Here is a 14,384-nt window from a genome sequence, read left to right as displayed (position 1 = left end):
CGAAAACGGTTGCGCCCCAGAGGCTACGCCCCCACCACCGGATCCGTGCACGCCGCGCACACGCGGCTGGCTAAGGTTCAGCACAGGCCCGCCCGACCGTCAGCGCGGCCGCGGAAGGGAGCCCCATGTCGGAGATGATCGCCGTATACGACGCCGCAGGCCGCGAAATCGGCGCCCAGGAGCGCTCGATCGTCTACGCCACCGGCCTCTGGCACGCCAGCGCCGGCGTCCTGGTCCGCTCCCTCGACGGAACCCGCGTCTACATCCACCGCCGCACTGAAACCAAAGCCGTCTTCGCGGGCATGCACGACTGCCTCGCGGGCGGCGTCCTCGACCCCGGCGAAGACCCCGCCGAAGCCGCGATCCGCGAACTGGGCGAAGAACTGGGCATCGAATTGGGCCCCGCCGACCCCCTCCCCACCCACCTGGTCACCGCCGCCTGGGATGGCGAATGGGCCGGAAAACCCATGCGCTGCCACCTCTTCGCCTACGAAGTCCGCTCCGACGGCCCCTTCCGCCACCAACCCGAAGAGGTGGCCGAAGCCTGGTGGTGGACCGACGCCGAACTCCGCACCCACCTCTCCGACCCCACCTGGCCCTTCGTCCCCGACACCCGCACCCTCATCCCCCACCTCCTCCACTGACCTTCGCTTCCGAGCCGAACAACCCCGGACATGAGGAAGGCCCACCAGATCCCGCGCGATCTGGTGGGCCGTTTGCGTTTCCGCGTCTCTACTGGCCGGTGCTACCGGTGAACAGGCCCTGGAGGGTCTTGATCAGTACCTGAGACAGGAAATCCGAGGCGGATCCGGACACGCGCTACTCCTCATCTGTGAAATGACTTGTCGACTTGTGAAGCATGCACGATTCACTTTGATTCAGGGAAGATTCTCGGGAGAAAATCATCGCCTGTCGACGGCCGAAATAAGTAGAACGTGTTCTAACTGCGATTATGCGTGATCTTCGAGAAAGTGATGTGCGTCATATTATCTAGCCGGAGGAGGCCGCCGAACCTGCCCAGGCGGCGAAGGCGCCGGGGTTGCGGGTTTGCAGCAGGACACGGCCGGGGCCGATGAAGTCGAAGACGAAGCCTTCGCCTGATTTGAGGGATTGCAGCGAGCGGCCGGAGACGGCGCGGCGGATGGTGAAGTTCATGGCCAGGTCGTAGGCGACGACGTGACCGGTGTCGATGGTGACCGGTTCGCCGGGGGCCAGATCGATGACATCGATCGCGCCGAAGACGCCGAGGACCACTTCGCCGTCGCCGTGGGCGCGCAGGCCGAAACCGCCCTCACCGCCGAAGAGGTTGGCCAGGCCACCCCATTTGGCCTCGACGGTCACCGCATGCGAATTGGCGATCCAGCCGCCGCGGCTGATGAAGAACGGCCGATCCTGAGTGATGGTCAGCGCCAACATATCTCCGGGCAGGGCGGGCGCGACATCGACCCAGCCACCGGACGGCGGTGCGGTGAAAGTGGAGACGAAGAACGATTCGCCCGCCAGCACCGAACGCTTGAGTCCGGCGATAATGCCGCCTTCGGCCTTGGCGGCCAAGGCGACTCCGGCGGAGTGCGCGACCATGGCTCCGCTCTCGACCCGCATGGGCTCACCGCCGGCGAGGAAGCAGCGGGCAATGGTCGAGGACGGATTGTGCCGGAGTTGAACCTTCATGTGCGCGAACGTTAGCAGCGCGAACCCGGCGAATGGGAGTGCTCCCGGCGCGTCCCGGCGGGCAGGTCCGGCCAACCCGCTACGCGCGCGCCCGTTAGATGGAATGATGCCGACCGCATAGTCCGATCAGCAGCCGAGCGCCATCCTCGAATGAAGGAGATCCCCACCGGTGAATACCGAACCGCACGCGCAGCCCCTCGACGGCGAACCCGCCCGGCGCACCCGCCGAATCCGCCTCGGTCGCAAGGCGCTCCGGCGGATCGGCATGCTCGGTGTGACCATCGCGGTCGCCGTGCTGGTCACCGGCCGCGCGGATGCCACCCCGAGTCCGCGGCTCGAAACCGCACCGGGCTGCGCCTCCCCGACGGGCGGACAGCCGAACGGTAAGCAGTGGCCGTCCGAGCCCGTCATGACGATCGACCAGAATGCCGGATACACCGCGACGCTGGCGAGCACCTGCGGCACCATCGCCATCGCGCTGGACGCACCCCGCGCCCCGCATACGGTGAACTCGTTCGTATTCCTGTCCCAGCAGCAGTATTTCGACAACACCAAATGCCACCGCCTGACCACCCAGGGCATCTTCGTACTGCAGTGCGGTGATCCGACGGCCACGGGCACCGGCGGCCCCGGCTACCGCTTCACCGATGAGAACCTCGCGGGCGCAACGTATCCCACGGGCACCCTGGCCATGGCCAACTCCGGTCCGAATACCAATGGCAGCCAGTTCTTCCTGGTGTACAAGGATTCGCAGCTGCCCCCGAACTACACCCCGTTCGGCAAGGTCACCGCGGGTCTGGATGTGCTGCAGAACATTGCGGCCGCCGGAGTCCAGGACGGTTCCGGCGACGGCACCCCCGCTGCGGAGGTCACCTTGAACTCGGTGACCGCGACGCAAAACTGAGAACGTCCGGATTCACCCCAAACGCAACAGATTCGGCCACTCGCGCGACCAGGGTTCGCGCGGGTGGTCGCAGCGCCGGATGGTGATATCGCGGGTGACGCCCGGAATACCCAGGCGCGCATCGGCTTTCCCGACGTCGGTGACACGGCCGCACAGTTCGCGCGGTTCGGTGCCGTCACCGCCGACCCAGATCACCGTGGTGGCGGTGTCCGGCGGAGTGCCGAAGTAGCCGAATCCTCGATTGGGGCTGTATACCGGCGGCAGGCCGTGCTTGCTCCGGTCCAGATCCAATGCGCTTGCCTGCCAATAGGAGTCAGCGATAACCACGGCGTGCTCCCGCTCCGGAACGGGTAGCGCCAGGTAGGCCGCCTCCGTCGCCTGGGCGAGCTCCTCCCAGCCGAATCGACCATAGACACCGAGTTGCCGCCACGCGTCCTGCTCGGACGCGGCCGGTTGCACCTTGGATTCCGGTTGCAGGGGCAGGGTCACCGCCACCACGAGCACCGAGACCACCACCAGGACCGCACCCGCCCAGCGCCGCCACCCAGCGGCCTTTCGAGTGGCGAATACCGCGCCCGCCGCCATGACCGCGCCGTAGCAGCCGACCACGTAATACGGTCGGCCATCGGTGATTACGAAGGCGATGGTCAGCAGCACCGGCACCACTCCCAGGAACCGGTACGTCCGCAATTCCGGCATGCGCAGCAGCGCCCAGATCCCGCCCAGCAGCAGTACCGCACCGAGCACACCGGCCGAGGCCAGCGCCATGGGCACGAATATGAGCCGTCCGCCGACCGCATCCTGTTCAGCGGCCACCTGTGCGCCCATACCGAGTTGCGGCCAATCGTGCCCGGCCTGCCAGATGAAGCTGGGCAGCATGGTGACGAAAACGCCTGCGGCACAGGCCCATAGCACCGGTCGGCGCAGCATTTCCCGCGGTCCGTAGCAGAGCACGCCGACCGCGATGGCGGCCCACAGGAACGGCACCAGCCATTTCACCTGCAGATCGACCGCGGTCGCGGCGACTGCCCACAGCAGCAGCCCGTCCTGTCGCGTGCGCACCCATCGAATGACCAACCAGGTGATGAGCACCCACAGCGCGGTATCGATCGAATTGGTGGACAACTGCGTTCCCTGCACCAGCAGGAACGGCGCGGTCGCATAGGCAATGACGGTGAGCGCCTGCGCGGCACGCGAACCGCCGAATTCGCGGGCGATGAGCGCGCTGATCACCATGGCCGCCACGGTCACCACTACCGACGGAAGACGCAGCGCCACCATCGATCCCGGCGCCAGCAGATCCATGAACCAGGCGATGACGGGTAGCAGTGGTCCCTGATCGGCATAGCTCACGCTCAACCGGTGCCCCGCCGAGACGAAGTACAGTTCGTCGCCGAAGAATCCGTACTGTCCGAGCGTGGCCAGCAGTGCGACTCCACCGAGCGCGGCGAGGGTCAGTACCCAGCCGAGCGCGAAGGGCGGTAGCTCGTCCGGCGATTCCTGTTGCACGGCTTCGGTTTCCAGTGTTCGCGTCACTGCTCCCCCTGTTTGGTCAATGCCAGATCGAAAATGCGGCACACATGAGCCGCGTACACACGCACATCGAAATCCGGTTCGGTGATGGCTCTTCCGGCGGTGCCGTCGATGACATCGCGAATGGATTTGGCCATCAGCACGGGATCGAAATCCCCGAAGTCGCCCTCGCGCTGACCTTCTCGCAGCAGGTCCGCCAGCGGGCCCAGCACCTCGTCCGCGCCCTCGACGGTCGCGAAGACCGATTTGCCTTCGGTGTCACGCAGATTGAGCACCACATCGGTCATGGCGGCCACATAGCGCTTATTGGCGTCCACGAAGTCCAGATTGGATTCGATGTAGGTGAGCACCTTGCCGCGCCAGCCCTCGACCGCGGTGATGAGCGGGGTCATGTACTCGGCCCCGGAGACGTACAGCTGGATGACCAGCTGCCGCATCAGGTCGTCCTTACCGTCGAAGTGGTAGGAGATGACACCTTTCGAGATTCCGGCCTGCTTGGCGATTCGCGCCAATGAGGCATTGCCGTAGCCGATTTCGGAGATCACCTCGACGGCCGCGGCAATGATCTGCCGCCGCCGCGCCTCCTCGATGAACGAGCGCGGCTGACCGCCCGGCTCATTTTCTGACCGCATGGCCAGATTCTATGACGGGCGGTCAGCAAAAGGCTACTTACCGCCCTCGACGAGGGTCACCGGCTTCGCGGTGTAGCCGCCGCCGTTCACATCCAGACCCTGCGATTTCAAGAGATCCAGCGCTTTGGTGACGTACTCGGTGGAGTACGCGTCCGCGTCCGGATCCTTGGTGAGCACTGTCGCGCCCTCTTGATTCTTGGTGGATCTGGCGATGGTGACGGTGCGATCCCACGCGGCCTTGTCCATCATTCCGATCCCATTGGGCGAGGGCCAGATCAGCTTGTTGATCTCGGTGATCTGCCACTGCTGATGGCTCGCACCGAGCGTCGAGCCCGCGGCCACGGTGATATCGCGGCACTTGTCGACATTGTCACGGCAGAAAGCCCAGCCCTTCAGCGAGGCGGCGATGAACTTCACCGTCTGATCGGCGTATTTAGTGTCCTTCAGCTTGGACGTGTTCGCCCAGATGGCGTCCTGCAGCATGGCCACACCCTGGTCGTTCCAGTCGATGGTGGCGAAATCGTCTGCGGTGTAGAGCTTTCCGGTGGCCGGGTTCTCGACCTCGAGCAGCTGCGCGTACTCGTTGTACGACATGGCCTGTGCCGCATCGATATCGTGCGCCAGGAAGGCGTTCATATCGAACTGCTGCTGGACGAGCTTGACGTCTTTGGCCGGGTCGATACCCGCCTTGGTCATACCCGCGAAGAGCTCGAATTCATTGCCGTAGCCCCAGTTTCCGACCTTCTTGCCGCGCAGATCGCCGGGACCGCTGATGCCCGCGTTCTTGAACGACACCTGTTTGGTGCCCGAACGCTGGAAGATCTGCGCCACATCGGTGATGCCCGCTCCGGCCTCTCGGGAGGCCAGGGCCTTCGGCACCCAGGCGATAGCGTAGTCGGCCTGCCCCTGTGCGAGGACGGTCTGCGGCACGATATCGGTTCCGCCGTCGAGGATTTCGACGTCCAGGCCCTGCTCCTTGTAGAAGCCCTGGTCGACAGCGGCCAGGTAGCCGGCGAACTGGCCCTGTTTGAACCACTGCAGTTGCAGCTTCACCTTGGTGAGGCCGTCGGAGGTGGTGGTGCTGTCGGTGGTGCTGCACGCCGTCAGCGCTGCCAGTCCCAGCGCCGCGACGGCCAGACAGGCCCGGAATCGATATTTGGGTGTGGTACTTCTCATTCGGATCTCCAGAGGGTGGTGCGGGGTCGGCGGGTGAGTTGTTCCAGCAGCAGGACGGCGGCGAGGAAGATCAGGCCCAGGATCATGGCGGCCACGACATAGGCCCAGGCGCGTGGATAGGCGGTATTGGCGGCGGCGGAGGTGATGCGGCTGCCGAGGCCGTGCTGTAGACCGCCGAAGTATTCGGCGATGATGGCGGCGATCACCGCTCCCGGCGCGGCAATGCGTAAGCCGGTGAACAGATGTGGGAGCGCGGCGGGCAGGCGTACGGTGCGGGTGATCTGCCAGCCGGTGGCGGCGTACGCGGTCATGAGGTCGTCCTGCACGCGCGGTACCTGACGCAATCCCCTTGCGGTGCTGACGAATACGGGGAAGAAGACCACGATCGCGGCAACCAGTCGGCGGGGCAGGTCGGTGGTGGTGGAGTACATGGAGTTCAGCAGCGGTGCCAGGGCCACGATGGGCACGGCTGCCGCACCGGCTGCGAGTGCACCGAGCAGCCCGCCGACCACTTCGAAGCGCACGGCCACCATGGCGGCGGCGATCCCGATGAAGGCGCCCACCACGAGACCGATGAGCGCATTGGTTCCGGTGGCTATGGCGGCCTTTGCAATGGCATCGAAATTGCTGGTGAAGGCGTCCGCGATCGAGGTCGGGGAGGGCAGCAGAAAGGAGGGCACCCCCGCCGCCACGGTCAGTACCTGCCAGAGCACGAGCATTGTCACGCCGAAAAGCACCGGCGGCAGCGCGGTTTTGAGCAGTCTGGTCACCGGATATCCCGTCCCGCTGTGTCACTCGGGTCGGTCCCGTGGCCCTCGTGCAGTGCCGCGCGGACGGCGGCGACCGAGGCGAAGAAGGCGTCACTGGAGCGCACATCGGTCTCGCCGTCACGGTCCCAGCCGCCGGTATCCAGCACGGCGGTGATGCGGCCGGGGCGCGGTGTCATGACCACGACACGATCCGAGAGGAAGACCGCCTCCGGAATCGAGTGCGTCACGAAAATAACTGCGGCCCCGGTCTCTTCGGCTATGCGAAGCAATTCGCCTTGCATCCGTTCGCGCGTCATTTCGTCGAGTGCGCCGAAGGGTTCGTCCATGAGCAGCAGTGGTGGTTTGCGGGCCAGGGCGCGGGCGATAGCCACGCGCTGCTGCATTCCGCCGGACAGTTCGGCCGGATAGCGGCGCGCGAAATCGGTGAGGCCGGTGATTTCGAGGAGTTCGGCGCTGCGGGCGCGGCGTTCGCGTTTACCTATGCCGTGCAATTGCAGTGGGAGTTCGACGTTCTCCTGCACGGTGCGCCAGTCCAGCAGACCGGCCTGTTGGAAGGCGATGCCGTAGTCCTGGTCGAGGCGGGCCTTGCGCGCGGTCTTCCCGTGCACCACAACGGTTCCCGAACTCGGCTGTTCGAGATCGGCGACTATGCGCAGCAAAGTCGACTTACCGCAGCCGGAAGGCCCGATGAAGGAGACGAATTCGCCCGCCGCGACCGTCAGGCTCACCTCTTGCAAGGCGGTCACCGATCCGGCGGTGAAGATCTTCCCGACAGCGCCCAATTCCACGGCGGGCACGGAATCCGCTGTCGCCGAAGAGTCTTCGGATAGTGATGTCTCGACGGTCAACGGGTACCTCCTGACGAATGGCCGGGCCTGCTGTAGCGGCGCAGGGCGAACTCGGCCAGCCCCACCAGCGTGGTGAGCACCACCCCGAGCAGGGCCGCCGCGAATACCGCCGCATACAACCGGGCCGCATTACCGGTGGACTGCTGGGAGAAGACGATGATCTGACGGCCGATACCGCCCGCCGTCCCGGTGGAGATCTCGGCGACGACCACGCCGATCACCGCGGCGGCCGCACCCAGGCGCAGCGCGGGCAGCAGATGCGGGATGGCGGCGGGCAGGCGCAGATGGATGAGCGTGCGCCACCATCCGGCGGCACAGCTGTGCAGGAGTTCCACCGAAGCTTTTGCGGGCGACTGCAATCCGCGCAGCATGCCGACGGCGACCGGGAAGAACACCAAGTATGCGGCGATCACCACAATGCTCATCCATGGTTCCCATGGCCGACCGGCGATATGGATCTTGCCGCCCCAGCCGGCCACCAGGGGTGCGAGGGCGATCAGTGGAACCGTCTGGGAGACAATCACATACGGCAGCAGGCCGCGCTCCACCCAGGAGAACCGCTGCATGACCACGGCCAGGGCGACCCCGACAATCGTGCCGAGCACGAGCGCGAGCAGCGCCAGCCCGAGCGTGAATCCGGCGGTGTGCAGCAGGGTCGCGCCGACGGTACGTTTACCGTCCTTCTCCCCCAGCACCGTGAACACCGCCCACACATGCGGCAGCGCACCCGCCGAGGTGCGCGGCAGGATACGCTGATCGCCGATGCTGACACCGTTCTCCGGCACCAGCACCTTCACCAATTCCCATGCCACCAAAAGCAATCCGAGCGCGGCGACGGGGTAGAGCAGTCCTCTGGCTTGCGGTAGAGCGAGTTGCGCCTTGGGTAGAGCAGTGGTCACGACGCGCTCGCTGTCGCCGTCACCGGATGGGCCAGGCGCGGCAGCACCGATTCGCCATATGCCTCGAGGGTCGAGGTCTTGGCATCGTGCTGCAGGTACACCGCGAACTGGTCGACGCCGAGCGCCTCCAATTCGCGCAGTCGCACCAGGTGCTCATCGGGCGTGCCCAGGAGGCAGAAGCGGTCCACGATCGTGTCGGGGACGAAGTCCGCGTGCGTATTTCCGGCCCGGCCGTGCTGGTTGTAGTCGTAACCCTGCCGGCCCGCGATGTATTCGGTGAGCGCGGCCGGAACCTCGCTGCCGGCGCCGTATCTGGTGACGATATCCGCGACGTGGTTGCCGACCATGCCACCGAACCAACGGCATTGCTCCCGTGCGTGTTTCAGCCCGGACTCGCTGCCGTCGGTGATGTACGCGGGTGCGGCGACACAGATGGTCACCTCGTTCGGATCACGCCCGGCACGCTCGGCGGCGGCACGCACCCGGGCAATGGTCCATGCGGTGATATCGGGATCGGCCAGCTGGAGAATGTACCCGTCGGCTACTTCACCGATGAGATCCAGTGCGCGCGGACCATATCCGGCCACCCACACCGGCAGTCGCGAGTCCCCCGCCCATGGCAACCTGACCGTGGTGTCGCCGATGGTGACCGCGTGCCCATTGCCGAGTTCCCTGATGACATCGATGGATTCGCGCAGTGTCGCCAGATTCGCGGGCCGTCCGCCGAGCGTGCGCACGGCCGAATCACCGCGTCCGATACCGCAGATGGTGCGATTGCCATACATCTCGTTGAGCGTGGCGAAGGCCGACGCCGTGACCGTCCAGTCCCGGGTGGACGGATTGGTCACCATGGGCCCAACCACGACTTTCCGGGTCACCGCCAGGATTTGGCTGTAGATGACATACGGCTCCTGCCACAGCAGATGCGAGTCGAACGTCCACACATGCGAGAAGCCGTGCGTCTCGGCCACTCTCGCCAACTCGACCACCCGGGAGGCGGGCGGTGTGCATTGCAGGACCACACCGATATCCATGCGGAACTCTCCGTTCGAATCAGATGAGGTGCTGTGACAGTGCGCGTTTCACGAATCGGCCGTGACCGGTACTGCCCCGGTATTCCCCGCCGTCGACAATGACCCGGCCGCGTGAGAGCACGGTGTCCACATGCCCGTCGATCTCGAAGCCCTCGTAGGCGGAGTAATCCATATTCATGTGATGGGTCTTGCCGAGCCCGATACTGGTGTGCCCGTTGGGGTCGTAGATGACCACATCCGCGTCCGCACCGGGGCTGATAATGCCCTTGCGCGGGTACATGCCGAACATGCGCGCGGGTGTGGTGCAGCAGATCTCCACCCACTTCTCCAGGGAGATGCGGCCGTCCTTGACACCCTGGAACATCAGGTCCATGCGGTGTTCGACGCCGCCGATCCCATTCGGAATCTTGCTGAAATCGCCCAGCCCGAGCTCTTTTTGGCCCTTCATGCAGAAGGGACAGTGATCGGTGGCGACATTGGCGATGTCGCCGGTGCGGATGTACCGCCACAGCTCGTCCTGATGGCCCTCCTCGCGCGAGCGCAGCGGGGTGGAGCACACCCACTTCGCGCCCTCGAAACCCGGTGCGCCCAACTGCTCTTCGAGGGAGAGGTACAGGTACTGCGGGCAGGTTTCACCAAAGACGTTCTGGCCCTTACCGCGTGCGGTCGCGATCTGTTCCAGGGCCTGCTTCGCGGAGACGTGCACGATGTACAGCGGCGCACCGGTCACGTTCGCCAGCATGATGGCGCGGTGGGTGGCTTCCTCTTCCAGCTGCCAGGGCCTGCTGGTGCCGTGGAAGTACGGGGCTGTGTCGCCGCGCTGTACGGCCTGCTCGACAAGCACATCGATGGCAATCCCGTTCTCCGCGTGCATCATCAGCACCGCACCGAGATCGCCGGCGGTCTGCATGGCACGCAGGATCTGGCCGTCATCGGAGTAGAAGACGCCCGGGTACGCCATGAACAGTTTGAAGCTGGTGACACCCTCGGACACCAATTCCGCCATGCCCTTGAGGGATTCGGTATTGACGTCACCGATGATCTGGTGGAAGCCGTAGTCGATGGCGCATTTGCCGGACGCCTTCTGATGCCACAGTGCCAGGCTGTCCTGAACGCGCTCACCGGGTTTCTGAATGGCGAAGTCGACGATGGTGGTGGTGCCACCCCAGGCCGCCGCGCGCGTTCCGGTCTCGAAGGTGTCCGAGGCTTCGGTACCGCCGAACGGCATCTGCATATGGGTGTGCGAGTCCACGCCGCCGGGAATCACATACTTGCCAGTCGCGTCGATGACCACCTCGGCGGTCGCGGCCAGGTCCGCACCGAGCGCGGTCGAACCCGGTTGCACCACTGCCGCAATGGTTTCCCCGTCGATGAGGACGTCGAGCAATTGGGATCCGGTGGGCGACACCACCGTTCCGCCGTGAATGAAGGTACGCATCAGGGGTTCACCAACGGTCCGTAGGCGTCCGGGCGGCGGTCGCGATAGAAGGCCCAGCGATCGCGCACCACTTTGATCAAATCCATATCGAGGTCGCGCACGACGAGTTCCGGGCTGGTGTCCGAGGCGACCTCACCGACGAATTTGCCCTCGGGATCGACGAAGTAACTGGTCCCGTAGAAATCGTCATCGCCGAGTTCCTCGATGCCCACCCGGTTGATGGCCCCGATGTAGTACTCATTGGCCACCGCGGAGGCGGGCTGCTCCAACTTCCAGAGGTAACTCGACAGGCCGCGCGAGGTCGCCGAGGGATTGAATACGATCTCCGCGCCCGCCAGGCCCAGCGCCCGCCAGCCTTCGGGGAAGTGCCGGTCGTAACAGATGTAGACGCCGACCTTGCCGACCGCGGTATCGAATACCGGCCAGCCCGAATTTCCGGGGCGGAAGTAGAACTTCTCCCAGAACCCCTTGACCTGCGGAATGTGATGCTTGCGGTACTTGCCGAGGTAGCTGCCATCGGCGTCGATCACGGCCGCGGTGTTGTACAGCAGCCCGGACTGCTCCTGCTCGTACACCGGCAGCACCATAACCATGCCCAGTTCGCGCGCCAGCGCCGCGAACCGGTCCACCGTGGGTCCAGGTACGGATTCGGCGTATTCGTAGTACTTGGCGTCCTGGACCTGGCAGAAATACGGCCCGTAGAACAGCTCCTGGAAGCAGATCACCTTCGCCCCGGCCGCAGCGGCCTGCCGCGCATAATCCTCATGCGCCTTGATCATGGACTCTTTGTCGCCGGTCCAGTTCGTCTGGACCAGCGCAGCTCGAACGATTGCCATACTTTGTGATACTGCACCTGAAACGAATTTCGTTGTGTTACAACTTGACGGAAACAGTTTCGTGACCGTAAATCCTGGGGACGACACCGTTCCCCGCGCGTGCGCCACCGCAGAATGAAAAGCGTGACAACGGAACTCGGCCCGGTCGTACCGAAAAGCGCGGTAAACGCCGCGACGGTCCCGGCCGGTCCCGACGCCGTCGATTTCCTGTCGGGGGTCCACGACCGCACCGCCGCGGGCATAGCCGCCGCCGTCAGCCGCCGTATTCGCGCCGGCGCGCTCCCACCCGGCACCCGCCTCCCCACCGTCCGCGAGGTCTCCCGGGTCCTGAAGGTCTCCCCCGCGACCGTCAACCAGGCGTGGCGCGCCCTCGCCGCCGCCGGTGCCATCGTGGCGCGCGGTCGTGCCGGAACCTTCGTCGGCACACCCCCGCAGCCACCCCCCGTCACCGCCGCGGGCCGCTACCGGCGCCTGCATTCCCAGTCCGACAACAACTTTCGCATCGACCTGTCCCGCGGCGTACCCGATCCGGCGCTCCTGCCCGACCTCACTGCCGCCCTGCGCGCCCTCGGTGGCGAGAACGCCATCGACGACCTCTCCGCCACCTACCTCGGCGAACCGGTCCTCCCCGAACTCGAGGCCACCGTCCGTGCCGACTGGCCCATGCGAGCCGAACGCTTCACCGTCCTGGACGGGGCACTCGACGCCGTGGACCGCCTCCTGACCGCCCATGTCCGCCTCGGCGACGCGGTCCTCGTGGAGAACCCATGCTTCCCGCCCTTCCTCGACCTGCTCTCCCGCCTGGGCGCGCGCCCGGTCCCCGTGCACATGGACGAATCCGGCCTACTTCCGAGCGAGCTCGCCGACGCCCTGCATCGCCACTCCGCCACCGTCCTATTGCTCCAGCCCCGCGCCCAAAATCCCACCGGCGCTTCCCTTTCCGCGACCCGCGTCCGCGAACTCGCCGATATCCTCACCGACGCAACGCTTCTCGTCATCGAGGACGACCACTCCGACGGCATCGCCCGGACCCCCATCCGATCCATCGGCAGCCGCCTTCCCACCAAAACCGTCCACATCCGCTCCTACTCCAAATCCCACGGCGCGGACCTGCGCCTCGCCGTAGTCGGCGGCCCCGCCCACTACCTCGACCCGGTCATCGAACGCCGCATGCTCGGCCCCGGCTGGACCAGCCGCCTACTCCAACGCGTCCTACTCCACATGCTCACCGACGACACCGCCCGCACCACCGTGGCCACCGCCCGCACCACCTATCGCACCAGAGCCGACGCCCTACGCAATTCCCTTACCCGCCAAGGCATCGCAGTCGCACGCGGCGACGGCATCAACCTCTGGCTCCCGGTCGCCGACGAGAACGCCGCCATGATCTCCCTGGCCGCCTCCGGCATCAAAACCGCGCCCGGCGGACCATTCGAGGTCACCGACCCACACACCGATCACCTTCGCCTCACCATCGCCGCCCTGCACAACGGCGACATTCCGGAGCTCGCAGCACATCTCGCCGCCGCCGCGGCCGCCGCGCCCACCTACCGCCGGATTCGCCGCACCTGACCCGCTCAGAGCGGGACATCGGGCCACCAACGGTCGGCCAACTCCTGGCCGGTGGCGCCGCCCAATGCGTCGAGTCCGCAGAAATTCCTTGCGGGATCGTCGAATTGGATGTGCAGTACGCCGGTCAGCTGTCCGTCGGCAGCATCGCCGCCGGAGCTCACGCCAGATCATGCGGCCACCGCCGGAGGTGTGCTGCCAATGCTGTTCGCCCAGTACGGTTTCGCCGGGGTCGGCCGCGATGGTCATGGGAGTGCGGTCGGCATTGCATGTCACGAACAGCCATTCGACGGGCCGGCCGTTCCCATTGCACCGCATACCCGGGAGGGCACCGAGCGGAGCGGTGATCTTGACGGCGCCGCGATCGTCATCGACCGGGACGCATCGAGTCGCTTTATAGCCACTGTCCAGCGGTGTCGACGGTAAGAGCGTGGACAGCGCCCGCACGATGAAACCGTAGGCACCCCAGGATGTGGTGCTGTCCGGCGCGACCGCAGACTGCGATACGACGCTCGACGCTATGGCCGGGACTCGACGCCGGGAAATGCACCGTACCCGTGAGCAATTCGAACAGGGTGCAGCCGAGCGCGTACACATCGACCCGCTGATCGACCGCCTCGCCGGCCAGCGCTTCCGGTGCCGCGTAGGCCAGCGCGGAGAGTACCGTCCCGTCCTCGGTCAGCACCTCGGACTCGGCCATCGGCCTGGCTACTTCGAAATCCGAGATGAAGACCAGATCCGGTTCCCCGGACCGTGATTCGAGCAGAATATTCGCCGACTTCACATCGCGGTGCAACAGGCCGAGCCGATGCGCCTCATCGAGCCCGCGCCCCACCTCGGCGACAATATGCGCTACCCGCTCCGGCGGCAGACCCGCCGGATTGCCGCGCAGCAGCTCGGCGGCATCGACCCCGTCCACGAAAGCCATTGCCAGCCAGAGACATCCGCGTTCGATGCCGCGGTCGTACACGCGCACGATATTCGGATGCTCGAGCCGAGCCACCAGTTCCGCTTCGCGCACGAACCGGGCGGTGAACTCGAAATCGTCACCGCCGCCGGGCGACAGCACCTTCA

15 protein-coding genes are annotated in these 14,384 nt (G+C 65.7%); 3 read left to right on the top strand and 12 right to left on the bottom strand.

Annotated elements, in window-relative coordinates:
- Window positions 1-125: 125 nt before the first annotated feature.
- Window positions 126-644, top strand: a complete 519-nt coding sequence (locus GFY24_RS13970) for an NUDIX domain-containing protein (protein ID WP_228566277.1) — start codon at window positions 126-128, stop codon at window positions 642-644.
- 346 nt (window positions 645-990) lie between these two features.
- On the opposite strand, the gene GFY24_RS13965 is transcribed toward GFY24_RS13970, so the two are convergent.
- Window positions 991-1,671 (bottom strand): TIGR00266 family protein, encoded by a 681-nt coding sequence (locus GFY24_RS13965; protein ID WP_153805439.1) that lies wholly within the window; start codon window positions 1,669-1,671, stop codon window positions 991-993.
- Window positions 1,672-1,840: 169 nt separating this feature from the next.
- Here GFY24_RS13965 and GFY24_RS13960 point away from each other — a divergent pair, with 169 nt between their 5' ends.
- On the top strand, window positions 1,841-2,575 hold the full coding sequence (locus GFY24_RS13960) for a peptidylprolyl isomerase (RefSeq protein ID WP_309230831.1): 735 nt from the start codon (window positions 1,841-1,843) through the stop codon (window positions 2,573-2,575).
- 12 nt (window positions 2,576-2,587) lie between these two features.
- Here GFY24_RS13960 and GFY24_RS13955 read toward each other — a convergent pair whose 3' ends face one another.
- From GFY24_RS13955 to GFY24_RS13915, 9 genes are read right to left on the bottom strand one after another with little or no spacing between them, the layout of a single operon-like run.
- Window positions 2,588-4,111, bottom strand: coding sequence for a glycosyltransferase family 39 protein (locus tag GFY24_RS13955; RefSeq protein ID WP_309230830.1), 1,524 nt, complete (start codon window positions 4,109-4,111; stop codon window positions 2,588-2,590).
- On the bottom strand, window positions 4,108-4,740 hold the full coding sequence (locus tag GFY24_RS13950; protein WP_153805438.1) for a TetR/AcrR family transcriptional regulator: 633 nt from the start codon (window positions 4,738-4,740) through the stop codon (window positions 4,108-4,110). The genes GFY24_RS13955 and GFY24_RS13950 overlap by 4 nt, the downstream gene beginning before the upstream one ends.
- A 33-nt stretch (window positions 4,741-4,773) precedes the next feature.
- On the bottom strand, window positions 4,774-5,916 hold the full coding sequence (locus GFY24_RS13945) for an ABC transporter substrate-binding protein (RefSeq protein WP_153805437.1): 1,143 nt from the start codon (window positions 5,914-5,916) through the stop codon (window positions 4,774-4,776).
- Window positions 5,913-6,686, bottom strand: a complete 774-nt coding sequence (locus GFY24_RS13940) for an ABC transporter permease subunit (RefSeq protein WP_309230829.1) — start codon at window positions 6,684-6,686, stop codon at window positions 5,913-5,915. The genes GFY24_RS13945 and GFY24_RS13940 overlap by 4 nt, the downstream gene beginning before the upstream one ends.
- Window positions 6,683-7,534 (bottom strand): ABC transporter ATP-binding protein, encoded by an 852-nt coding sequence (locus GFY24_RS13935; RefSeq protein WP_153805436.1) that lies wholly within the window; start codon window positions 7,532-7,534, stop codon window positions 6,683-6,685. The genes GFY24_RS13940 and GFY24_RS13935 overlap by 4 nt, the downstream gene beginning before the upstream one ends.
- Window positions 7,531-8,433, bottom strand: coding sequence for an ABC transporter permease subunit (locus tag GFY24_RS13930; RefSeq protein ID WP_309230828.1), 903 nt, complete (start codon window positions 8,431-8,433; stop codon window positions 7,531-7,533). The genes GFY24_RS13935 and GFY24_RS13930 overlap by 4 nt, the downstream gene beginning before the upstream one ends.
- The gene (locus GFY24_RS13925) at window positions 8,430-9,467 is read right to left on the bottom strand and encodes a TIGR03842 family LLM class F420-dependent oxidoreductase (protein WP_153805435.1); all 1,038 of its coding nucleotides are present in this window, start codon (window positions 9,465-9,467) and stop codon (window positions 8,430-8,432) included. The genes GFY24_RS13930 and GFY24_RS13925 overlap by 4 nt, the downstream gene beginning before the upstream one ends.
- A gap of 19 nt (window positions 9,468-9,486) precedes the next feature.
- The gene (gene hydA / locus GFY24_RS13920; protein ID WP_375336040.1) at window positions 9,487-10,905 is read right to left on the bottom strand and encodes a dihydropyrimidinase; all 1,419 of its coding nucleotides are present in this window, start codon (window positions 10,903-10,905) and stop codon (window positions 9,487-9,489) included.
- Entirely contained in the window at window positions 10,905-11,741 is an 837-nt protein-coding gene (locus tag GFY24_RS13915) for a nitrilase-related carbon-nitrogen hydrolase (RefSeq protein ID WP_153805433.1), read from the bottom strand. The genes hydA and GFY24_RS13915 overlap by 1 nt, the downstream gene beginning before the upstream one ends.
- A 123-nt stretch (window positions 11,742-11,864) precedes the next feature.
- Between GFY24_RS13915 and GFY24_RS13910 the strand changes: the two genes are divergently transcribed.
- Window positions 11,865-13,313 carry an aminotransferase class I/II-fold pyridoxal phosphate-dependent enzyme gene (locus GFY24_RS13910; protein WP_309230827.1) on the top strand — a complete coding sequence of 483 codons (1,449 nt, stop codon included), beginning with the start codon at window positions 11,865-11,867 and terminating at the stop codon, window positions 13,311-13,313.
- Between the two features lie 5 nt (window positions 13,314-13,318).
- On the opposite strand, the gene GFY24_RS13905 is transcribed toward GFY24_RS13910, so the two are convergent.
- Complete coding sequence (locus GFY24_RS13905) at window positions 13,319-13,474, bottom strand: hypothetical protein (RefSeq protein ID WP_153805431.1); 156 nt, start codon at window positions 13,472-13,474, stop codon at window positions 13,319-13,321.
- A 230-nt stretch (window positions 13,475-13,704) separates the two neighbouring features.
- Window positions 13,705-14,379, bottom strand: a complete 675-nt coding sequence (locus tag GFY24_RS13900) for a serine/threonine-protein kinase (protein WP_194852857.1) — start codon at window positions 14,377-14,379, stop codon at window positions 13,705-13,707.
- Window positions 14,380-14,384: the final 5 nt, after the last annotated feature.

Origin of the sequence: Nocardia sp. SYP-A9097, assembly GCF_009649815.1 — a bacterium.
Lineage (GTDB): Bacteria > Actinomycetota > Actinomycetes > Mycobacteriales > Mycobacteriaceae > Nocardia.
The sequence above is the reverse complement of the archived record's forward strand: the minus strand, read 5'-3'. Positions and strand labels throughout refer to the sequence as shown.